The following is a 20,140-nucleotide window of genomic DNA, read 5'->3' as shown; positions in this document are numbered from 1 at the left end:
TATTTTTAAACCACTTAAATTCTACCTAATGGAAATCATCAAGAACCTACACTCTTATTTGGCCTATGTGGTGCTGGCCGTTTTAGTACTTGCCGTAGTGAATGCGATAGCAGGCTGGTTGGGCAAAAAGGATTTTACTTTGCAAAAGGACTTCCGAATCAGTTTGTTCGCCTTAATTCTGAGCCATATTCAGTTGTTGATCGGGCTCATCCTATATTTTGTATCAGGCAATGGCCTCAAGGCCATACAGACCCTGGGAATGAGTGGATTGAATGCTCCAGCACGCCTATTGGCCGTGGAACACCCATTTACGAACATCATTGCCTTGGTATTGATCACCATCGGATGGTCCAGACACAAAAAGTTGATGGAAAGCCAGCGTAAGTTCAAGACCATTTCCATTTTTTACGGTCTAGGTTTACTGCTTATTTTGAGCCGTATCCCTTGGGCACAGTGGTTCGCTTAAAATGTATACTGTCATTCCCGCGGAGGAGGGAATCTTACTCCACCATCTTCAACAAAAACAAATACACAGGAAAGTGGTCGCTGTACCCAGCTGTGTACGAGCCTCCCGAATAGGTGCGTAGCGGATAGCCCTTAAAGCGTCCTTGGTCCGTTCGTACAAAGGCGGGTGCAAATATGCCTACTTTCCAAAACGAAAGATGGCTACGGTCTTCCGTCACCAAATTTGACGTAAAAAATAGTTGGTCGAACAAATTCCATTTGTCTTGATAAGCCAGTGAGCCGATACCTTTTTTATAAAGGGCTTCCATGGGGTTGTACAGGTCCAGGCTGTCCAATTGCCTTGGTTTCCCCTTGGTTTTCAAGATGTTTTTCAAACTGTTGTCAATGGGGTCGTCGTTTAAGTCGCCCATGGCGATAACTTTAGCATCTGGGTCTAGCGTTTGTATGGAATCGATAATCCGCTTGTTCAGCAATGCCGCCCGTACACGAAAGGGTTCGCTCCTGGCCGCACCACCTCTTCGCGAGGGCCAATGGTTCACCACAAAATGGAGTTTTTCCCCATCCATGGTGCCGCCTACCACCAGTTGATCTCTCGTATACTTACGTTCCCCCATATCATCAAATAACAATAGCCTATGGCTTTTAAAGGATGAAGGAATAAAGGAAGCTTTTTTGTAGAGCAATGCCACATCGATGCCCCGCTCATCGGGGGAATCAAAATGGATGATACCGTAATCCTTGTCCCGCAAATTCGGATGCTGGACCAAATCTTCAAGCACATCCAAATTTTCTACCTCACAAAGCCCTACAACGTCCGGAGAGGTTTTGGAGGTGTCTGCCCCTATTTGGGAAATCACATGGGAGAGATTGTCCAACTTTTGTAGATATCGCTCTTGGGTCCAGTGATAACGACCCTCGGGCGTTCGGTCGTCATCAAAGGTAAGGGAGTCGTTTACCGTGTCGAACAGGTTTTCACAGTTGTAAAAAGCAACGGTCCTAATGATGTAAGTCTTGGACTTTTGTCCATAAAGTGAGGTCGATATTAATACAAGTAGGCATATTAATAATCGCATTTCTATTTTGATTTTGTAGCTAAAATAAGTAAGATTGTACGCTTTCTTGCAATTTGTACAGCAATTACAACCCCTTTTTTATTCATTAACCTACAATAAGCTATGAGACTAGCCGCACTCTGGGCTGTAGTCTGTTGTTGCCAAGTGCTGTACGGGCAACAACGTACACGGGTTACAGGCCAATTAATGGACAAGGGGTTGGACAAGCCTATTTCCAACGCAAACATCACCTTGGAAAGTAGTTCCCAACAATTTACAGTAAATGCCAATGGAGAATTTGAACTGAACCTATCGGAAACGGGTGAACAGATGCTCCGGATTTCCGCGGTGGATTTTATCACTAAACGGTATTCCATTTATTTGGATGGAAGCCCAATCGATTTGGGCATTATTTATTTGGAAAGGGACATTGCTCGGGAGCAGACGGATAACCTGATTACGTTGACGGAGGGAGACCTTTCCGATGATTTTGAATCCGTTTCAAGTACCATGGGACTCTTACAGTCTACCCGGGACATTTTTCTAAATCGGGCCGCCTTTGATTTTGGACAAGCCTTTTTTAAGGTCCGAGGCTACGATTCCCGAAATGGAACAGTGCTTATCAATGGAATTCCGATGAACAAATTCTTTGATGGCAGGCCACAATGGAACAATTGGGGCGGACTCAACGATGTGGTACGCAATCAGGAATTTACCAATGGACTTTCCATCAACCCTTATCTGTTTGGCGGAATTTTGGGGAATACCAATATCAATACCCGGCCATCTGGCCTTCGGCCAGGCTTACGTTTGTCTTCTTCGCTTTCCAACCGGACCTACAATGGCAGACTTATGGCCACCTACAATTCCGGGGAACAACCTAGCGGATTCTCGTATTCGGTATCAGCCTCGCGCAGATGGGCCAATGAAGGCTATGTAGAAGGCACCTTGTACGATGCGTATTCCTTTTTTGGTGCAGTGGAATATCAGTTCAATGCTAAAAACAGCATTGCCTTTACCTCTATCTTGGCGCGTAATCGAAGAGGACGTTCTTCTGCCATGACCGAAGAAGTCTTTGATTTGATGGGCGCAAGGTACAACCCCTACTGGGGCAATCAAGACGGGAAGATCAGAAACTCAAGGGAGCGGGAGATTTTTGAACCGATATTTTTGCTCAACTATACCCTCGATACCAAAAAAGTGGATTGGAATCTTGGATTTGCTTATCAAACAGGGATTAATTCCCGTAGTAGGCTAGGGTATTATAACGCTCCGAATCCCGATCCTACTTACTACAGATATTTACCGAGCTATTACATCAACAGTTCCATAGGAGCGGATTTCGTGAATGCCAACTTGGCCAAAGAAGCCTTTTTGGAAGACCCACAGCTTCAATGGGGACAACTATACACCGCCAACGCCAATAATGATGATAAAGCGGCCTACCTCCTCTACGATGACGTAGTGGAAGATAGAACATTTACGGTATCCACAAGTTTTAATGCTCACCTTGGTGATTTAATACAACTGGGTTTAGGAGGAAACTATAGGAGTACGTCCTCCGAAAACTTTGCTGAAATCCAAGATTTGTTGGGTGCCACTTTCCATGAAGATTTGGATACCTTTTCCAATACCCTGAACGATACCCAAGGCGAATTGCAAAAAACGGAAGGCGAAAAGTTCAATTATCACTATAATTTGGACGCCTCCCAAATGGAAGCCTACGCACAGCTCCAACTCAACTCCAATACATGGGATGGGTTTGTTTCGGCCGAATATTCCAATCAGCAGGTACAGCGCAACGGTTTCTTTACCAATGAACGTTATTTGGAAAATTCTTTTGGGCCTGGCAATCAGATTTCCTTTTCCAATCTATCGTACAAAGCTGGATTGACCTACTTTTTGAACGGCCGTCATTGGTTTACAGCCAATGCAGCACAGATGGAACGGCCACCCATTGTACAGAATTTATTTATCAACCCAAGGGAGAACAATGAAACGGTTCCGGATTTGCAGCAGGAAACCATAAGCAGTGTGGATTTGGGCTATTTTGTCCGACTACCGAATCTAACGGGCCGAATAAGTGCGTTTTATACGCGGTTTCAGCATACAACGGACATCAATTTCTTTTTTGTGGATTCGGGATTGGGTTCAGATTTTGTACAGGAGGTCATCACCGGATTGGATAGGTTGCACAAGGGCATTGAGTTTGGCTTTGAGTATGAGGCATCCTCCAGTGTAAAATTGACCGCGGCTGGGAATTTTGGTGAGTATACCTATGCCAGTGACCCGTTGATTCAAATCAATTTTGACACGGCCGGACCCGAAGAGGACCTCATTGCGCCCGAAGGCACCATTGATTTAGGCGTTGCCGACCTCAAAGACCTCAGACTGGCACAAGGCCCCCAAACCGCCGTTGCTCTCGGTGTATCCTATCGTTCGCCCAAGTACTGGTGGGTCAGCGCAACGACCAACTACCTCACCAATAACTATATCAACCTCTCCGCCATCACCAGAACCGCCAGTTTTTTGATTGACCCAGAAACGGGTGAAGCCTTCCCCGATGCCACCGAGGAAAATGTTGCCAATCTATTGCGGCAGGAACGTTTGGACGATATCTACCTGCTCAATCTGGTAGGAGGGAAATCGTGGCTGGTGGGCGGAACATATATCAGCCTTTTTGCCAGTGTGAACAACCTGTTCGATACGGTTTTCCGTACAGGAGGCTACGAGCAAAGCCGTAATGGCAACTTTGGGCAGTTGCGTCAAGACAATCAGACCGGTTCGCCTTCCTTCGCACCAAAATATTGGTACAGTTACGGACGCACCTATTTTTTGAATTTGGCTATTAGTTTTTAATCAAGCATCCCATGAAAAATATATTGATAAAAAGTATAGGATTTGTTTTGGCCACAATGCTAATGAGTTGTGTGGAGGGTCGTGAATTTGGAACATTGGAAGCCAACTGCACTACCGATATTAAAGCAAACATTAGTTTCGCTACATTGGATTCACTTGTACAGGATGATGTTGTCCAAATTCAGGAAGATTGGGTACTGGAGGGTTATGTAATATCTTCCGACCAAGCGGGCAATTTTTTTAATGTGCTTTATCTTCAGGACAGCTCTGCCAATCCTTCGGGAGGAATTCGGTTGGAGATGGACTTGCGTGAATCCCATTTACTATATCCTGTCGGGAGCAAGGTCTATATCAAACTAAAGGAACTCTATCTGGACCGAAGGAGGAGCACGCTTGAGTTGGGAGGGGTGTTCTCCTCTTTTGGGAACCTTTCGGTGGGACGATTGCCCAGGGGAAAGGTATTGGAGCATGTGTTTACCTCCTGTGAAGGGGTGGGTACTATTCAACCGTTCAAGACTACCATTGCGGAAATTGACAGTATTCCTTCAGAAATATTGGTACAGTTGGATTCGTTGGAATTTGCAGAGGATACATTGGGAGAACCCTACGCCATTCCTGAGGAAGAAACCGAACGTACCTTGGTCGATTGTGCGGAAAATGAAATCACGTTGTTGAACAGTGGTTATGCTGACTTTCAAGCGGAGCCCTTGCCCCAGTTGAACGGAACCCTCACGGCCATACTCACTCGGGATGGGAAGTCCCCACAGTTGATTATCCGTAGTTTGGAAGATGTATCCTTTACCAATGAACGCTGTCCTGAAATCATCACCGAGTTTACTTCCAATCGTATTTTTATTTCGGAACTGGCCGACCCGGACAACAATTCCGGAGCACGCTTCGTGGAACTGTACAATGCGAGTGAAGAACCGCTGGATTTAAACCTGTGGACGCTCCGACGGTATACCAACGACAACACGGAGGTGAGTTCTACCATCGATTTAACGGGCTTCATAATCAATGGCGAAAGTACATTAGTGATATCTCCCAACGCTACGGAATTTGAACTGGTGTACGGTTTTGCTCCCGATTTAGGGGTGTCCACCAACAGTCCGGCCGATTCTAACGGTGATGACAATTTGGAGCTAGTGGACCCCTTTGGAACGGTCATCGATGCGTTTGGGATAATTGGAGAGGATGGTTCTGGGACCAATCACGAATTTGAGGATGGCCGTGCGGTACGGAACATCGAAATTACCACCGCAAACCACGTGTATACATTTTCGGAATGGACTATCTTTAACGATACCGGAGAGGCGGGAACCATACAACAGCCCCAGAACGCCCCCGAGGATTTTACCCCAGGGGTTCGGGATTAATTTTCTAGAATGCTTTATAACTGAATTTTTGTCCACCTACCGAGGCGTCGGCCATAAGGCCGGCCTTGGGCAGGGCAAAAACGGCTACACCATCCTTATATTTGGCATTAAAGGCAATACCGGATTTTAAGGCAACCGCCGAAGTTTCGGCCGCAAATTGGAATTTTTCGGTTTTAAAACGCTTTAGGTCCACATCGGTCTCAAAAAAGATGACCTCGATAATGGCCTGACCGCCCGCTTGCAGTCCAATGTTCAGTTTTTTCAAATCGGCCATGCCCACCGGTTCACCATCTTCGTAGACCACTCCATTGCCGGATGCCCCGCCAATGATAAAACCACCCTTTCCCACATTCGGGAAAATTACGTAGCCAGCGGAATCCTCAAAAAAGCGTTCCAAGCCCGGACTGGTTTCCAAAAGGGTCGTTTTCGCCTTTTGGGCATCCTGCATTATTTTTTGGTCCTTTCTACTTTGGGCCAAGCCAACGGTTGTTGTCAACAACAGGGTTGCCAGTGCACATATGCTTATCAGTTTCATAGTGTCATTATTAAGGTTGAATCAAAAGTAAACAACCAACAAGCTTTTTTTTGAAAAGGGTTTGCCAATTAGTGTTAAGGAAAATAAAGAAAATCAAGGAACTCGATCAGAAACCATTCATCAAATAGAGAAAAACTATGTTTTGATAATATATTAATATCAAATGCCTATGGTCTAGGGATGCAATTTCGTATCTTTAATGAACTGGAAATTAATATAAAACAACGATAAAATCATGAGTGAAGAATTGGCAAATGGCGCAGACGCAAGTATGTGCCCGCACCTAAATGCAATGAATCAAGCTGCTGGGGAAGGAACTTCCATAGATTACTGGTGGCCAGAACAATTAAATTTGGACATTTTGCGCCAACATTCGAACCTGACCAACCCTTTGGGTGAAGATTTTGATTACATAGAAGCATTTAAATCACTTGATTTGGATGCCCTAAAAAAAGATCTTACCGATTTGATGACGGACAGTCAAGGTTGGTGGCCTGCAGATTATGGACATTACGGACCGTTTTTTATCCGTATGACATGGCACGCTGCCGGTACATACCGTGTGCAGGATGGCCGTGGTGGAGCGGTTGGAGGACAACAACGTTTTGCTCCATTGAACAGTTGGCCGGATAACGCCAACTTGGACAAGGCACGTCGCCTCTTGTGGCCCATCAAACAGAAATATGGGAACAAAATTTCCTGGGCCGACCTTTTGGTGTTGACCGGAAACGTAGCCTTGGAATCCATGGGCTTTAAAACCTTTGGTTTTGCTGGAGGACGTAGGGATGACTGGGAAGCGGATAAATCCACGAACTGGGGTCCTGAAAAAGTATGGGTAGGAGATGAGCGTCACGATGAGGACGGAATGTTGAAAGGCAACCTTGCAGCCGACCATATGGGATTGATTTATGTAAATCCAGCGGGACCCAACGGAGACCCTGACCCTCTTAAGGCAGCAAAATATATCAGAAATTCCTTTGGCCGTATGGCAATGAACGACGAGGAGACCGTTGCTTTGATTGCTGGAGGACATACCTTTGGTAAAGCCCACGGTGCAGGACCACATGAGCACAAAGGCGTAGAGCCGGAAGGGGCTGCCATGGCCAATCAAGGATTTGGTTGGATGAGTGATTTCAAATCTGGAAAAGGCCCCGATACCATTACCGATGGTGAGGAAGGCGCTTGGACTAGTAACCCCATCAAATGGGATATGGGCTATTTTGAAAACCTGTTTGGTTACGAATGGGAAAAAACAACAAGTCCGGCAGGAGATGTACAATGGCAACCCGTGAATGGAGGAGGAGCAGGAACCGTAGTAGATGCTTACGACCCAAACCTTAAGCACGCTCCAATGATGTTCACTACGGATTTGGCCTTGCGCGTTGACCCGGAATATGAAAAAATTTCACGTAGGTTTTACGAAAACCCAGACGAGTTTGCGGATGCCTTTGCACGTGCATGGTATAAGCTGACCCACAGGGATATGGGACCAAAAGCCGTACTGTACGGACCCGAGGTGCCAGAAGAAGAGCTATTGTGGCAAGATCCCATCCCAGCAGCGGATTATGAAACTATCAATGACGCCGATGTTGCCAACTTGAAAGGTAAAATCGCAAGTGCCGGATTGAGTGTGTCAGAATTGGTATCTACTGCATGGGCTTCAGCCTCCACTTTTAGAGGTTCTGATAAACGTGGTGGAGCCAATGGAGGGCGTATCCGTTTGGCCCCTCAAATTGATTGGGAGGTCAACAATCCAAAGCAGTTGAAAAAAGTATTGAACACCTACGAAGTGATTCAGCAGGGCTTCAACGACGAGCAATCTGGAAGCAAGAAAGTATCCATGGCCGATTTGGTGGTCTTGGGAGGTGTGGTAGGTATCGAAAAAGCAGCGAAAGATGCTGGTTATGATGTCACCGTACCATTTACGCCAGGCCGTACTGATGCTTCTGCGGACCAAACCGATGTTGAATCATTTGAATGGTTGAGACCACAGGCTGATGGATTCCGTAACTATTTTGCGCCGAATTTCGAGACAACTCCGGAAACCATGTTGGTGGATAAGGCTGAACTATTAACCTTGACCGCTCCCGAAATGACCGTGCTTTTAGGTGGTTTGAGAACCATAAACATCAATTTTGATGGTTCCGACCATGGCGTATTTACGGATAAGCCCGGTACCTTGAGCAATGATTTCTTTGTGAATCTTTTGGATATGGCGACCCAGTGGGAAGCAACATCCGAAGCCGAAGAGGTTTTTGAAGGCAAAGACCGTAAAACTGGTCAGGTAAAATGGACAGGAACCCGTGTAGACCTTATTTTTGGTTCCAACTCTGAGCTACGTGCCTTGGCCGAATTGTATGCGGGAAGCGATTACAAAGAAAGGTTTGTAAAGGATTTTGTTGCCGCATGGACCAAAGTGATGAACTTAGATCGTTTTGATGTGGCCTAGGCCTATCGGAGCGAGTGAATAGAAAAAGAAAATTGAATTAAATGCTGCCATGACCCCACAAGGTTATGGCAGTTTTTTTATAACTTTCCCAGAGCTATGAACAACAAGCAGGAACTCTTCAATCAGATACGGTCTGGTAGTTTGGCGACCGTACAAAAGCTACTGAACGGTGACCCCTCATTAATGGAATCCAAAGATGAAAGGGGCTCCACACCTTTATTATTGGCGTCCTATTATGGTCATGCCGATATGGTGGATTTTTTGCTAAAAAAAGGAGCTAAAGTCGATGCCTTGGACGGTTCGGGGAACACTGCGCTTATGGGGGTGTGCTTTAAAGGCTATACCGAAATTGCCCAAAAATTGATTGATGCGGGAGCCAATGTGAGCCAAAAAAACGCCATGGGTGCTACCTGTCTCATCTACGCGGTTACGTTTAACCGAAAGGATATTGCCGAAATACTCTTAAAACACGGTGCAGATGCATCGGTAAAAGATGCACGCGGCAATACCGCCATGGATTTGGTGAAGGAACAAGGAAATGCGGAATTGGTGGAACTCCTAAAACAATATCAAGATGCCTAAAAGCTTGAACATTGCTTTGATTCAAACCCATTTGCATTGGGAAGATCCGGCACGCAACCGGAAGATGTTCGATGAGAAAATCGAAAGTATACCGGATGATGTGGATGTGATTGTACTGCCCGAAATGTTCACAACAGGATTTACAATGAAACCTGAAAGCATTAATTCCACAGAAGGACATAAAACTGTAGAATGGATGCTAAAGAAGGCTAAAGAAAAGGATGCTGCTATCATAGGAAGTATTATTTCCCAAGAAGAAAACAACTTTTACAATAGGCTATGGTTTGCTCAGCCAGACGGAGGTATGTCCACATACGATAAGAGGCATACATTTACTTTAGCTGGTGAAGACAAAGTTTATTCAAGAGGGGAGAAAAAAATTATTGAATACTTTAGAGGGTTTAGTTTTTATCCATTAATCTGTTATGACTTGAGGTTTCCAGTTTGGTCCAGAAATGTGGAGGATTACGATGTGCTGATTTATGTAGCCAACTGGCCCAAGAAAAGAATTGCCGCTTGGGATACCCTGTTGAAAGCAAGGGCGATTGAAAACATGGCCTATTGCATCGGGGTCAATCGCGTGGGTTTGGATGGGGCTGATTTTGAGTACACGGGGCACTCGGCGGTATATGATGTGTTAGGAGAGCAATTGGCTTATTCTGAAAAAGAAGAGATACTTTATGCCACTTTGGACAAGGCCCATATTCAAGATACCAGAAAGCAATTACGATTTTTGGAAGATAGAGACAGCTTTAATTTGATAGGATAAAGGTTTCCTCCTTTTCCCAATTCGCCCTGATTTCGATAGTGCCAGGATAGTAACTGATTTTTTCGGGCTGCTGTTTTTTCAAGTAATTTCCTGTGTCCCATTTTCCATTTCCATTCGAATCAAAAATAACACGGGCCACATAATTCCCCGGATTTAAATGGTTGAATTCGAAGGTCTGCTCCTCCGAAGCTATTATTTCGCGTTGTACCACACCATTTTCATTGGTCAACTGGACAACGATGGGGTAGGTAACGTCGCCACCCAAAATCATCCTAAGGTTCCCGTAATCGGCAAAACTACCTGTGGATAGGTTGTAGGCCAAGGTATCGTTTTGCATCCCGAAAAAATCAGTGATGGCCCCGGGCATCAGGGAGAACGAATACTTTTGATTCGGTTCTGCCTCAAAATCAAAATCTATCTTATTTTTTAAGGTGTCCAAAACGTAGCTGTAGGACATGGGAATGGAATCGCTTACGTTCAGGGCGACTTGGCTGGTATCCAAAGCAACAATAGGGGTGTTGGCCAAAATACTGAACGTGTCCTCAAAATTGAATTTCCCGCTTACCGAGGTGGACAGTTTTAACGAATCCATGGGAAGATCTCGCATTTTTACCGTGAACGTATCGATAGCCTCGACTTTGTCGTTTCTAACGGTGAAAATAATGGAATCCAATTCCGTTGGGGTGAGCCAATAGTTTAAGGTGTCCTTGTCCCTTTCCTTTAATAAGGTGGTGCTGACAGAATCTGGCAACAAGGTCAAGGTTTCAATCTTCATGTCCCTGTAATCTCCTTGGTATCCAAATATAATTTTGTTCTTGGCCGCTAGGCTGGGCACCGAAGGTTTATAATTCAGCTGTTCCCGAAACAGGTTCAAAACGTATATGCTATCTGTTGGGATGGTGATGGTGTCGTTAATGAACCCGATTTTGTCTTGGGACTGATCGAACATGTTGTTTTTGTTCACATCCTTTAGCCCAAAAAGGGCATATTTCCCGCCTTTTAGGTTTTTTAATTCAAAAAAAGGTAGACTGTCGCCTGTGTTGGTGATGTACAAAGGGGGCTGTTTAAAAACGGTGGAATCTGTGTAGGTACTGTCCATTTCGTAAAGCATCACACTGATAAACTCGTCCGCCTTAAGATTTACCGCATCCGAAACGGCACCGGTTAAGGTGAGGGAATCCAAATAATCTCCCGTGGAAAACACATAGGTCAAAAAACTGTTTGGATTTTTTTCGTTGTTGTCCACGATGCTTTGTCCAAAATTAATCGTGTAAGTAGTATTTTCCCGTAATGTATCCTTTATTTCCACTTCAATGTACTTGCTTGGAGCGCCCATGGGCGTTATGGTAGCAGGATTTTTAAAGGGAGGGGAGACGACCAATTGGTTCTGGACATCTTCCAATTTAATGAGTTCATCAAAATAGAGGCGTATTTTTTTTGCCTTAAAGTTGATGGTATAGTTTTCCGGTTCGGCCCGCACCAATTTTGGTGGGGTGGTGTCCTTTGGGCCGCCACTGGGAGAGCCTCTTTTGGCACATTGCCAAAGCGCTAGCACCATAAAGGCAAAAAATAGAAGTCCCAACGATTTTTTTAAATAAACCATGCCGAAAACATTGTGGGACAAAGAAACAACTAATTTAAAAAATCCGATACCGCATTGGCAAATTTTAACCCTCCGACACCAAGGCCATACTCAAAACAGAGACTTCCAGACCTTCTACTTGAAGTAGGATTTGTGCGCAGGATTCAATAGTTGCACCCGTAGTGATTACATCGTCCACCAAAAGGACGTGCTTATAGTTTAGATGTTGTTGTGAGGTCTCTAGAGCAAATGCATCTTTGGAACTCTCCCATCGCGTTTGTCTGTTCTTTTTGGTCTGTGTTTTGGTGTTCTTTGTTTTTATAAGCCAATCCTCACAATAATCCGCTCCGATATGTCCCGCAACATGGCGGGCAAACAATGCCACTTGGTTGTAGCCACGCTTTTTGAATTTTTTCGGATGAAGTGGAACGGGCACTACAACATCAATATCTTTAAGTTGGCCAGATTCCTTTAAAAGGTCGCCGCACCAATCGCCGAGAAACCCGCCAATCTGTTCTTGATTTCTGTACTTCAACCAATGCAATAAATTTTTTACGAGTCCATTTTTGGAGAAAAAAACGAAAGAGGCTGCTTTTTTTATAGGAGTTCTACCATAAAATATACGGTCCACAGCGTTTTCTTCCAGATAGTTATGATCGGTGAGTGGCACATCATGTCGACAAACGGCACACAAAACGTGTTCTCCCCTAAATAATTGGGCATTACATCCAAAACATACCCTTGGCAATAGGATGTTGTTAATCTCGTTTATTATCTTAGCCAACCTTTTTGGTGTCAAATCTTATACATTTTAGCGTAGTCTGTCAACCCCATGAACTCCCAAGATAACACTTTTAACTACAAAATTATCTTTGCCGCTATGGTTGCGGTCATTGTGGGGATACTTATTGCATTTTACTACAGCTATGCACAATCCAAGAACCAGATGATCTATCTGGAGGAAGAGAAATCACTTTTGGTCAAGGATTTGACATTGATGCGCGCCGAGGTGGACCGTTTATCGGGCTTGAACGAGGTAAACGAGATTGAACTGCAGACCTCAAGGTTTAGGGTGCAGCAATTACTGGATTCCGTAGGCAGACTCAATTTTAGTATCACCAAATTGAAGGAGACCCGAAAGGAACTTAGAAAGTTGGAATTAAGATTTGACAGCCTTAAGCTAAAAAACAACTTTCTTAGGTACAACAATAGTCTCCTGGCAAGCAAGTACAACGAGACCATCAAGCAGTTGGAAGAGCTCAGGGGTAGAGCAAGTAGTATGCAGCAGACAGAATCACTTTTACGGGAGACCAACAAGGAACTGACCCGGGAGCTCCGCATCAAAAGTTACCTTAAACTCCAAGATGCCGAGGGAAGTGGATTTAGATTACGGGCTGGCCGACCCATCAAAACCAACAAGGCATCAGTGATAGAAAAGTTACGTGGATGTGTCACCATCTTGAGCGACCCCAATTCCAAAGGGGACATAAAAGTGCTCTACCTCCAATTTTTGGATCCCAACATGGCCATTATCGAGGATAATGCCTCTACCATTTCTGTAAGTGGCAATACCTACAGCAAAAAGGTGGAAATCGTATACACGGGCAAGGAAATCAGTATCTGTGACGCCATTACCGTACCTGAAGGGTCTCTAGCGGAGGGAATCTACACGCTAAATGTATTCGAGGACGAGAGATTGTTGGCTTCTACCGAATTTCAGCTGAAATAACATACTACTTTTTGGGTAAAATTCTATTTTTGCCCAATGGCAAATCAGGAAGACATTTTTAAGAAGGTTATCTCCCACGCAAAGGAGTACGGATACGTATTTCAATCCAGTGAGATTTATGATGGACTCAGCGCTGTTTACGACTACGGTCAGAACGGTGCAGAGCTAAAGAAAAACATTCGCGAATATTGGTGGAAGGCCATGGTGCAGCTCAATGAGAACATCGTGGGCATCGATGCCGCCATATTTATGCATCCCACCACTTGGAAGGCCTCTGGGCACGTGGATGCCTTCAACGATCCATTGATTGATAACAAGGATTCCAAAAAAAGATACCGTGCCGATGTCCTTATCGAAGATTATGTGGCCAAAATTGAGGCCAAAATCGATAAAGAGGTCACCAAGGCCGCCAAGCGATTTGGGGACAGTTTCGACAAAGAACAGTTCATGTCCACCAATCAGCGGGTGATGGATTATCAGGAAAAGGCTGACAGTATCCTTAAGCGAATGGGACAATCCCTAGCCAAAGAGGATTTGGCCGATGTAAAGGCCCTGATAGAGGAATTGGAGATTGCCTGTCCACTATCAGGATCAAAAAATTGGACCGATGTAAAACAGTTCAACCTAATGTTCGGCACCAAGTTGGGCGCTTCTGCCGATAATGCCATGGACCTGTACCTCCGACCAGAGACCGCACAAGGCATATTTGTCAACTTTTTGAACGTACAGAAAACGGGAAGGATGAAAATTCCGTTTGGGATTGCACAAACAGGAAAGGCTTTCCGTAACGAGATAGTAGCCCGTCAGTTTATCTTCCGTATGCGGGAGTTTGAGCAGATGGAGATGCAATTCTTCATCAAGCCGGGTACACAAATGGAATGGTACGAAGCATGGAAGGAAAAGCGGATGAAGTGGCATCTTTCTTTGGGGATGGGCGAGGAGAACTATCGTTTCCACGACCATGAAAAATTGGCCCACTATGCCGATGCTGCCGCCGATATCGAATTCAAATTCCCCTTTGGATTCAAGGAATTGGAGGGAATCCATTCCCGCACCGATTTCGATTTGGGCAAGCATGAAGAATACTCTGGCAAAAAACTCCAGTATTTTGACCATGAGGAAAACAAGAGCTACACCCCATATGTATTGGAAACTTCCATAGGATTGGATCGTATGTTCTTGGCTGTTTTCTCCAACGCTTTGCAAGAAGAGGAGCTTGAAAATGGCACCACACGTACCGTACTCAAGATTCCAGCAGTGCTCGCACCAAACAAAGTGGCTGTTCTACCATTGCTAAAACGAGATGGATTACCAGAAGTCGCACAAAAGTTGGTGGACGAGCTTAAATGGGATTTTAATGTAGAGTATGATGAAAAGGATGCAGTGGGGCGTCGCTACCGTCGTCAAGACGCAGCGGGAACACCTTTCTGTGTTACAGTAGACCATCAAACCTTGGAAGACGATACGGTGACCATCCGCCACAGGGATACCATGGACCAAAAACGCGTAAAACTTTCAGAGGTGAAAGATATCATCTCCAAGGAAGTGGATATGCGTTATTGGCTACAGAAAATCTAAGATTTAAAATAAACCTGTAATTTCGCCATCATCATTGATGTCGATGTTTTCGGATGACGGATGAGCCGGCAATCCGGGCATGCGCATAATGTCCCCCGTAATCGGAATTAAAAACCCTGCTCCCACAGCTATTTCTATTTCGCGTACCGTGATGATAAAATCCTTGGGTCGGCCCAAAAGCTTTGGGTTGTCCGATAGCGATTTCTGCGTCTTGGCAATACAAACGGGCAATTGTTCCAGCCCCAAATCCGCAATTTTACGCAGGTCTGCCTTGGCTTTGGCCGTATAATCCACGTATTCTGCGCCGTAAATCTCGGTGGCGATGGTGGAGATTTTGTCCTTCACGGCCGACTTCCAATCGTAAAGGGGTTGGAATGCCGAAGCACCTGAATCCACAATATCGATGACAGCCTTTGCCAAGTCTTCTGCGCCTTCACCACCTTTGGCCCAAACATTGGCCACCGCTACGCGAACACCTTTGGATGCTGCGAGCTCCTTGATGACTTCAATCTCTTCATGCGTGTCGGTGACAAACTTGTTGATGGCTATGACGGGTACCACCTTAAACTTTCCGATGTTCTCCAAGTGTTTTTCCAAATTGGGCAATCCTTTTTTCAAGGCTTCCACATTGGGTTCGGTCAACGATTTTAAATCAGCGCCGCCATGATATTTTAAAGCTCTGATGGTTGTGGTGAGTACCACGGCCTTTGGTGTCAATCCAGCACTTTGGCACTTGATATCAAAGAATTTTTCAGCTCCCAAATCAAATCCAAATCCTGCCTCTGTAACGGTGTATTCCGAATGGGACATCCCCATTAAGGTAGCGATTACCGAGTTGGTGCCCTGTGCAATATTGGCAAAAGGGCCTCCGTGGATAATGGCGGGATTCCCTTCAATGGTCTGTACCAAGTTGGGTTTAATGGCATCCTTCAAAAGTGCTGCCATGGCCCCTTCCGCTTTTAAATCCTTGGCGTAGATGGGTTTTTTATCATAAGTGTAACCCACGAATATATTTCCCAATCGTGTTTTGAGGTCGCTCAGACTCTCGGCTAAGCATAAGATGGCCATAATTTCCGATGCGGCAGTAATATCAAAGCCTGTTTCCCGGGGAACACCGGAGGTGGTTCCACCCAAGCCAACGATAACATGACGTAAGGAACGATCGTTCATGTCCATCACCCGTTTCCATCCGATAGTGCGTGGGTCGATCAATAGCGAATTGGTCTTGCTCTGAATGTTATTATCTATAATGGCCGATAAGAGGTTGTGCGCCTTTTCGATAGCTGAAAAATCTCCCGTAAAATGCAGATTGATGTCCTCCATGGGCAGTACTTGGGAATAACCACCACCAGTGGCACCACCTTTTATCCCAAAAACGGGCCCTAACGATGGCTCACGTAATACAACGGTTGATTTTTTCCCTAAACGGTTCAACCCTTCGGAAAGACCGATGGACATGGTAGTTTTTCCCTCACCAGCCGGGGTTGGGGAAATGGCAGAGACCAAAATAAGGTTGCTTTCTTTGGCTTTTTCGCGGTCGATGGCCTTTAACGGAAGCTTTGCTTTGTGTTTTCCGAACATTTCGATTTGTTCCGGGTCAATGCCGAATTTTTGGGCAATGGAAGAGATATGTTTTAACGAAACACCTTTGACAATCTGTAAATCGGTCATAGTCTTGATTTTTGGCAAATGGGATGGATTTCCCCCAAGATTCAACAGACAAGATACTATAATTGGTGGAGTAAAACTATGATATTTGTACGGAGAAAGCTTATTCTACCCTTCGTCCTTGGGTGGTAAAGGAAAGCCCTTGCTGGCCAGATGTGGAAATCATGACCCCTTCAAAATAAGGCTCGTTTGAATTGGGTTTTATGGACCAGTGAAATAGAAAGTTGGCACCAGTTCCTCCTAAGCGGTCTTTTTCATCGATTACGATTTCGACGGTTTCCATGGGCCTGATAAAGATAGGCTTCTCAAAATAGCTGCGGATGGGACTGCCCTCGGTATTAAAATATTCAGCTTTATTGATGTAGATGGTATCCTTCAGATTGGTATTTCGCATGCTGATGGTACTCGTCAAATGGTGCGTTCGATGTTCGGTCTCGCTATAGATTTCTGAATACACCGACAAATATGAAACCCCTTGCTGCAATGAATCCTGAACCGAAATCGAAGCAATTCGGTTGTTCCAATTCACAGGGTCGATGGAACTTACCTCTTGCTTTGTGTCCTCAACACAGGAAAAAATCAAAATGGGAAAAATAAGGAAGACAAGTCTTTTCATGATAGGTTTCAAAAGCTCATCTAAGATACGGATTACAGATAAATGCGAGGAAATACGATAGAATTATTTCGGTAAACAGAGCTACTGGGTACTATTGGTATTTTTTCAAAACTCAATTACCTCTGCACAACAGGTACGCAACAGGATTCTTTTGAATTCAAGTGTTTCCAATTGTTGTCCGATTAAGAGTCTTATCGAGAGTTTTGTGGTCTTTCGCACATCATCCAATTAAAATACGTAGTTCAATCGCAACCCTCCAAAATAATTCCGACCATTGCCCGGATAATAATATCTGGGTTGTGAACCACCAAATCCAACGGCATTGATCAGTACCGATTGGGCGTAGTTGGTATCAAATAGGTTGTTGATGCCAGCATTCAACCCCAAGTTTAAATGGGAAGTGATTGAAGTGGCAAAGCTCATCTTGGCATGGAATACATTAAAGGAGTCGCTGCTGAGGGTATTGGCATCTGTCAACGGAATGTCATCCACAAATTGATGGATGAGGTTCAGTTGCAGCCCACTAGTATGCCTAAAATCGATACCGGAGCTCAACCGGTTTTTTGGAACCCCCGTCAGCGGATTTCCGGAATAATCATTGTCGCCATCTACAAAATCCACAAAGCTATGGTCGTTTAACGTATAACTGAGGTAGGGCGAAAAGGTGATGGAGGGGGAAATTCTTTCCCGGTATTGCAAATCCATCTCGAAGCCTTGATGGCGAGTTTCTCCAGCATTTCTGCCAATAAATTCATCTTCACCTACCCGTTGGGCCACCAATAGGTTTTTTATGTTCATTCGATAGAGGGCCACGTTGGCCGAGAGTTTATTTCCCCATAGTCGCCAGGTACTGCCCAGTTCATAATTGGTTCCCGTTTCTTGGGCGATATTTGGATTGATGACGCCATCAGGCGTCAAAGTCTCCTCCAAACTTGGATTGGAAAACCCTCTGCTCACATTGGCGTAGAGTTCTCCATTTTTTAGTTGATAGCGGATACCCAGATTGGGAAGCATGATGGCATCGAAATCGCGCTCGGCGGATGCATTGGTATCCCCTTCATTGAACACATCGCGAAAATCGTAATGGGTCTTGTTTACATTGAGCCCAAATTGCACGGTAAGTTGTGTGGTGATGGGATAGGTAACCGTTCCAAAAATATTGAACTGCCTTCTAAACTCGGTGTTGTCGCTCAGTTGGTTCCCTTTCAAGCTGCCATTGCCATTATTTTCTTCGTACAAATTTTCAAAAGTGCCCCAATGGTATTCATCCTTGTACAGTTCCCCTCCGAAGGAGAAATCGGCCCTTCCCCATTTTCCTGCAAAACGGCTGCGAAAGCCAAAACCATTGGTAAACTCATCCAATATATTGAACGGTCTGGGTTCGTAATGGTCCAGATAGGTATAAAAAATGCTGGTGGTATTCTGAAACGTTTCGGAGAACTGATAGGTATGGGACAAACCTGTCAAAATATAATTATTCGCCTCAAAACCTTGTGATTCCAGCCAGTTATTGGGTGCTCTGGTAGGATCTTCTTCAAAATCGGTTTGGTTGAGGGAGCTCGGAATCTGGGCCGTATAATCGATATAATTGATCAAAAGGGCCATACTACTCTTTTGTCCCGTCCGAAATTGGGTGTTCAGTAACAGGCCATCACGCTCAAATCGATTGTTCTGTCTAAAACCATCGGTTTCCAAATGATTATAGCTAAGGGATACATTCAGTCCACTTTCGGAATGTGAAAAGGTCAAGTTGTCCTTGAACATTTGATAGGATCCAACCGTAAACGAATTGATAAGCTGGGTTTTGTCCTCAACAGAAGCTTTGGTGTCCAATAAAATAGCACCCCCCAAATTGGAACCAAATGCGGTGGCTTTTGGTCCTTTGATGACCTCCACGGCTCCCAAATCCTCCACGTCGTAGGCTTCAATGGTAGAAACCCCAGTGCCGTTGGTCACTGGAATGCCATTGAAATACATGCGTAGTTTATTGGTGCCAAAGGGAGTTCTGGCCCCAATGCCGCGGATGGTAATTCGGTTGGTGTTTATGGCGCCGGATAGAATATACACGCCCGAAATCTGGTTTATGGCCGAGGGAATGTCCGTGGGGTTGAACCGCTCAAAGGTTTGGGCGGAGATTTTTGATGAAGAAGTGATTCCCGTCGCCTTTTTAGGTATGGCATCTTGGGTCAGAATCACTTCCTCCAAGGCGGTAATGGAATCCTTGGGCTTAAGCTGTTGTGAAAAACTTTGGAGTACAAATAAGAATGTTAATAAGGGAAGTCCCTTTGATTTCAATTTCATGAAACTGATTTATCGAGTTCTTCCAACAAGGTCGCTGTATCCTTGATGGTGGCAAATTCATCTTTTAAGTTGGCCAATTCGGTATGAAAAATTACTTCGGATGGATATCTATTACCATCAAACCCCAGCTTATCGAAAGCTGCGGTGGCATCGGAAACCAAGATTACGTTAAAGCCTAAGTTCGAGGCCATTCGCACCGAGGTGGAAATACAATGCTCAATGGTGAGCCCCGCCACGACGATATCCGTAATGTTAAGGGCTTTTAGACGAGATTCCAAATCGGTCCCGATAAAAGCGCTATTTACTGTTTTTTCCAATACCGGCTCACTCACCAATGGCTCTACGGCAGGATGAAAGTTGTTGCTGATTTTACTGGGGTGCAAAGGCGAGCCCAGATTAGGGGAATTGTGCTTTACGTGGAACACTGGCAATTGCTTGGACCTAAAAAAGTGTAGTAGTTTACCACAATTTTCTTCGGCATTTGGATGGTTGCGTTCTGTTCCATAAAAGGAAGTTTCCTGTAGACCGAGCTGGACGTCTATTAAAACAAGTGAGGTCATGCTTGCCATTTTGCCCTAA

General features: G+C 44.9%; 16 protein-coding genes. 8 read left to right on the top strand and 8 right to left on the bottom strand.

Annotated elements, in window-relative coordinates:
* Positions 1-28 precede the first annotated feature (28 nt).
* Positions 29-466: a hypothetical protein gene (locus EO130_RS03695; protein WP_127140179.1), complete on the top strand. Its 438-nt coding sequence runs from the start codon at positions 29-31 to the stop codon at positions 464-466.
* 34 nt (positions 467-500) lie between these two features.
* Here EO130_RS03695 and EO130_RS03690 read toward each other — a convergent pair whose 3' ends face one another.
* Positions 501-1,538, bottom strand: a complete 1,038-nt coding sequence (locus tag EO130_RS03690) for an endonuclease/exonuclease/phosphatase family protein (RefSeq protein WP_127140178.1) — start codon at positions 1,536-1,538, stop codon at positions 501-503.
* A gap of 102 nt (positions 1,539-1,640) precedes the next feature.
* On the opposite strand from EO130_RS03690, the gene EO130_RS03685 reads away from it, so the two are divergent.
* Both EO130_RS03685 and EO130_RS03680 read left to right on the top strand, forming a co-directional pair.
* Positions 1,641-4,376: a carboxypeptidase-like regulatory domain-containing protein gene (locus EO130_RS03685; RefSeq protein WP_127140177.1), complete on the top strand. Its 2,736-nt coding sequence runs from the start codon at positions 1,641-1,643 to the stop codon at positions 4,374-4,376.
* 11 nt (positions 4,377-4,387) lie between these two features.
* The gene (locus EO130_RS03680) at positions 4,388-5,752 is read left to right on the top strand and encodes a DUF5689 domain-containing protein (protein WP_127140176.1); all 1,365 of its coding nucleotides are present in this window, start codon (positions 4,388-4,390) and stop codon (positions 5,750-5,752) included.
* 4 nt (positions 5,753-5,756) lie between these two features.
* Here the strand turns inward: EO130_RS03680 and EO130_RS03675 are convergent, their stop codons facing one another.
* Entirely contained in the window at positions 5,757-6,287 is a 531-nt protein-coding gene (locus tag EO130_RS03675) for a lipid-binding SYLF domain-containing protein (RefSeq protein ID WP_127140175.1), read from the bottom strand.
* A gap of 235 nt (positions 6,288-6,522) precedes the next feature.
* On the opposite strand from EO130_RS03675, the gene katG reads away from it, so the two are divergent.
* The 3 genes from katG to EO130_RS03660 all read left to right on the top strand — a co-directional run bounded on the left by katG (position 6,523) and on the right by EO130_RS03660 (position 10,087).
* Complete coding sequence (gene katG, locus EO130_RS03670; protein ID WP_127140174.1) at positions 6,523-8,736, top strand: catalase/peroxidase HPI; 2,214 nt, start codon at positions 6,523-6,525, stop codon at positions 8,734-8,736.
* Positions 8,737-8,832: 96 nt separating this feature from the next.
* Positions 8,833-9,318 carry an ankyrin repeat domain-containing protein gene (locus tag EO130_RS03665; RefSeq protein WP_127140173.1) on the top strand — a complete coding sequence of 162 codons (486 nt, stop codon included), beginning with the start codon at positions 8,833-8,835 and terminating at the stop codon, positions 9,316-9,318.
* Complete coding sequence (locus tag EO130_RS03660; RefSeq protein ID WP_127140172.1) at positions 9,311-10,087, top strand: amidohydrolase; 777 nt, start codon at positions 9,311-9,313, stop codon at positions 10,085-10,087. The genes EO130_RS03665 and EO130_RS03660 overlap by 8 nt, the downstream gene beginning before the upstream one ends.
* Here EO130_RS03660 and EO130_RS03655 read toward each other — a convergent pair.
* Positions 10,071-11,690, bottom strand: a complete 1,620-nt coding sequence (locus EO130_RS03655; RefSeq protein ID WP_127140171.1) for an Ig-like domain-containing domain — start codon at positions 11,688-11,690, stop codon at positions 10,071-10,073. The two genes, EO130_RS03660 and EO130_RS03655, sit on opposite strands and share 17 nt — an antisense overlap.
* 64 nt (positions 11,691-11,754) lie before the next feature.
* The gene (locus EO130_RS03650) at positions 11,755-12,453 is read right to left on the bottom strand and encodes a ComF family protein (RefSeq protein ID WP_241244291.1); all 699 of its coding nucleotides are present in this window, start codon (positions 12,451-12,453) and stop codon (positions 11,755-11,757) included.
* 48 nt (positions 12,454-12,501) lie between these two features.
* Between EO130_RS03650 and EO130_RS03645 the strand changes: the two genes are divergently transcribed.
* On the top strand, positions 12,502-13,398 hold the full coding sequence (locus tag EO130_RS03645; RefSeq protein WP_127140169.1) for a hypothetical protein: 897 nt from the start codon (positions 12,502-12,504) through the stop codon (positions 13,396-13,398).
* 36 nt (positions 13,399-13,434) lie between these two features.
* Positions 13,435-14,976 (top strand): glycine--tRNA ligase, encoded by a 1,542-nt coding sequence (locus EO130_RS03640; protein WP_127140168.1) that lies wholly within the window; start codon positions 13,435-13,437, stop codon positions 14,974-14,976.
* A 3-nt stretch (positions 14,977-14,979) separates the two neighbouring features.
* On the opposite strand, the gene EO130_RS03635 is transcribed toward EO130_RS03640, so the two are convergent.
* The 4 genes from EO130_RS03635 to EO130_RS03620 all read right to left on the bottom strand — a co-directional run bounded on the left by EO130_RS03635 (position 14,980) and on the right by EO130_RS03620 (position 20,121).
* On the bottom strand, positions 14,980-16,647 hold the full coding sequence (locus EO130_RS03635; protein WP_127140167.1) for a formate--tetrahydrofolate ligase: 1,668 nt from the start codon (positions 16,645-16,647) through the stop codon (positions 14,980-14,982).
* A 100-nt stretch (positions 16,648-16,747) separates the two neighbouring features.
* Complete coding sequence (locus EO130_RS03630; protein WP_127140166.1) at positions 16,748-17,260, bottom strand: DUF3124 domain-containing protein; 513 nt, start codon at positions 17,258-17,260, stop codon at positions 16,748-16,750.
* Positions 17,261-17,488: 228 nt separating this feature from the next.
* A complete protein-coding gene (locus EO130_RS03625; protein WP_127140165.1) occupies positions 17,489-19,561 on the bottom strand; it encodes a TonB-dependent receptor family protein in 2,073 nt (690 codons plus the stop codon).
* On the bottom strand, positions 19,558-20,121 hold the full coding sequence (locus EO130_RS03620) for a cysteine hydrolase family protein (RefSeq protein ID WP_206513124.1): 564 nt from the start codon (positions 20,119-20,121) through the stop codon (positions 19,558-19,560). Before EO130_RS03620 ends, EO130_RS03625 begins: the two co-directional genes overlap by 4 nt.
* Positions 20,122-20,140: the final 19 nt, after the last annotated feature.

It is taken from the genome of Flagellimonas marinaquae, assembly GCF_003992675.1.
GTDB lineage: Bacteria > Bacteroidota > Bacteroidia > Flavobacteriales > Flavobacteriaceae > Flagellimonas > Flagellimonas marinaquae.
The sequence above is the reverse complement of the archived record's forward strand: the minus strand, read 5'-3'. Positions and strand labels throughout refer to the sequence as shown.

Excerpts from the sequence above, each read along its gene's own strand:
- EO130_RS03695 (WP_127140179.1), top strand. The coding sequence starts at position 29 with ATGGAAATCATCAAGAACCTACACTCTTATTTGGCCTATGTGGTGCTG.
- EO130_RS03690 (WP_127140178.1), bottom strand. The coding sequence starts at position 1,538 with ATGCGATTATTAATATGCCTACTTGTATTAATATCGACCTCACTTTAT.
- EO130_RS03685 (WP_127140177.1), top strand. The coding sequence starts at position 1,641 with ATGAGACTAGCCGCACTCTGGGCTGTAGTCTGTTGTTGCCAAGTGCTG.
- EO130_RS03680 (WP_127140176.1), top strand. The coding sequence starts at position 4,388 with ATGAAAAATATATTGATAAAAAGTATAGGATTTGTTTTGGCCACAATG.
- EO130_RS03675 (WP_127140175.1), bottom strand. The coding sequence starts at position 6,287 with ATGAAACTGATAAGCATATGTGCACTGGCAACCCTGTTGTTGACAACA.
- katG (WP_127140174.1), top strand. The coding sequence starts at position 6,523 with ATGAGTGAAGAATTGGCAAATGGCGCAGACGCAAGTATGTGCCCGCAC.
- EO130_RS03665 (WP_127140173.1), top strand. The coding sequence starts at position 8,833 with ATGAACAACAAGCAGGAACTCTTCAATCAGATACGGTCTGGTAGTTTG.
- EO130_RS03660 (WP_127140172.1), top strand. The coding sequence starts at position 9,311 with ATGCCTAAAAGCTTGAACATTGCTTTGATTCAAACCCATTTGCATTGG.
- EO130_RS03655 (WP_127140171.1), bottom strand. The coding sequence starts at position 11,690 with ATGGTTTATTTAAAAAAATCGTTGGGACTTCTATTTTTTGCCTTTATG.
- EO130_RS03645 (WP_127140169.1), top strand. The coding sequence starts at position 12,502 with ATGAACTCCCAAGATAACACTTTTAACTACAAAATTATCTTTGCCGCT.
- EO130_RS03640 (WP_127140168.1), top strand. The coding sequence starts at position 13,435 with ATGGCAAATCAGGAAGACATTTTTAAGAAGGTTATCTCCCACGCAAAG.
- EO130_RS03635 (WP_127140167.1), bottom strand. The coding sequence starts at position 16,647 with ATGACCGATTTACAGATTGTCAAAGGTGTTTCGTTAAAACATATCTCT.
- EO130_RS03630 (WP_127140166.1), bottom strand. The coding sequence starts at position 17,260 with ATGAAAAGACTTGTCTTCCTTATTTTTCCCATTTTGATTTTTTCCTGT.
- EO130_RS03625 (WP_127140165.1), bottom strand. The coding sequence starts at position 19,561 with ATGAAATTGAAATCAAAGGGACTTCCCTTATTAACATTCTTATTTGTA.
- EO130_RS03620 (WP_206513124.1), bottom strand. The coding sequence starts at position 20,121 with ATGACCTCACTTGTTTTAATAGACGTCCAGCTCGGTCTACAGGAAACT.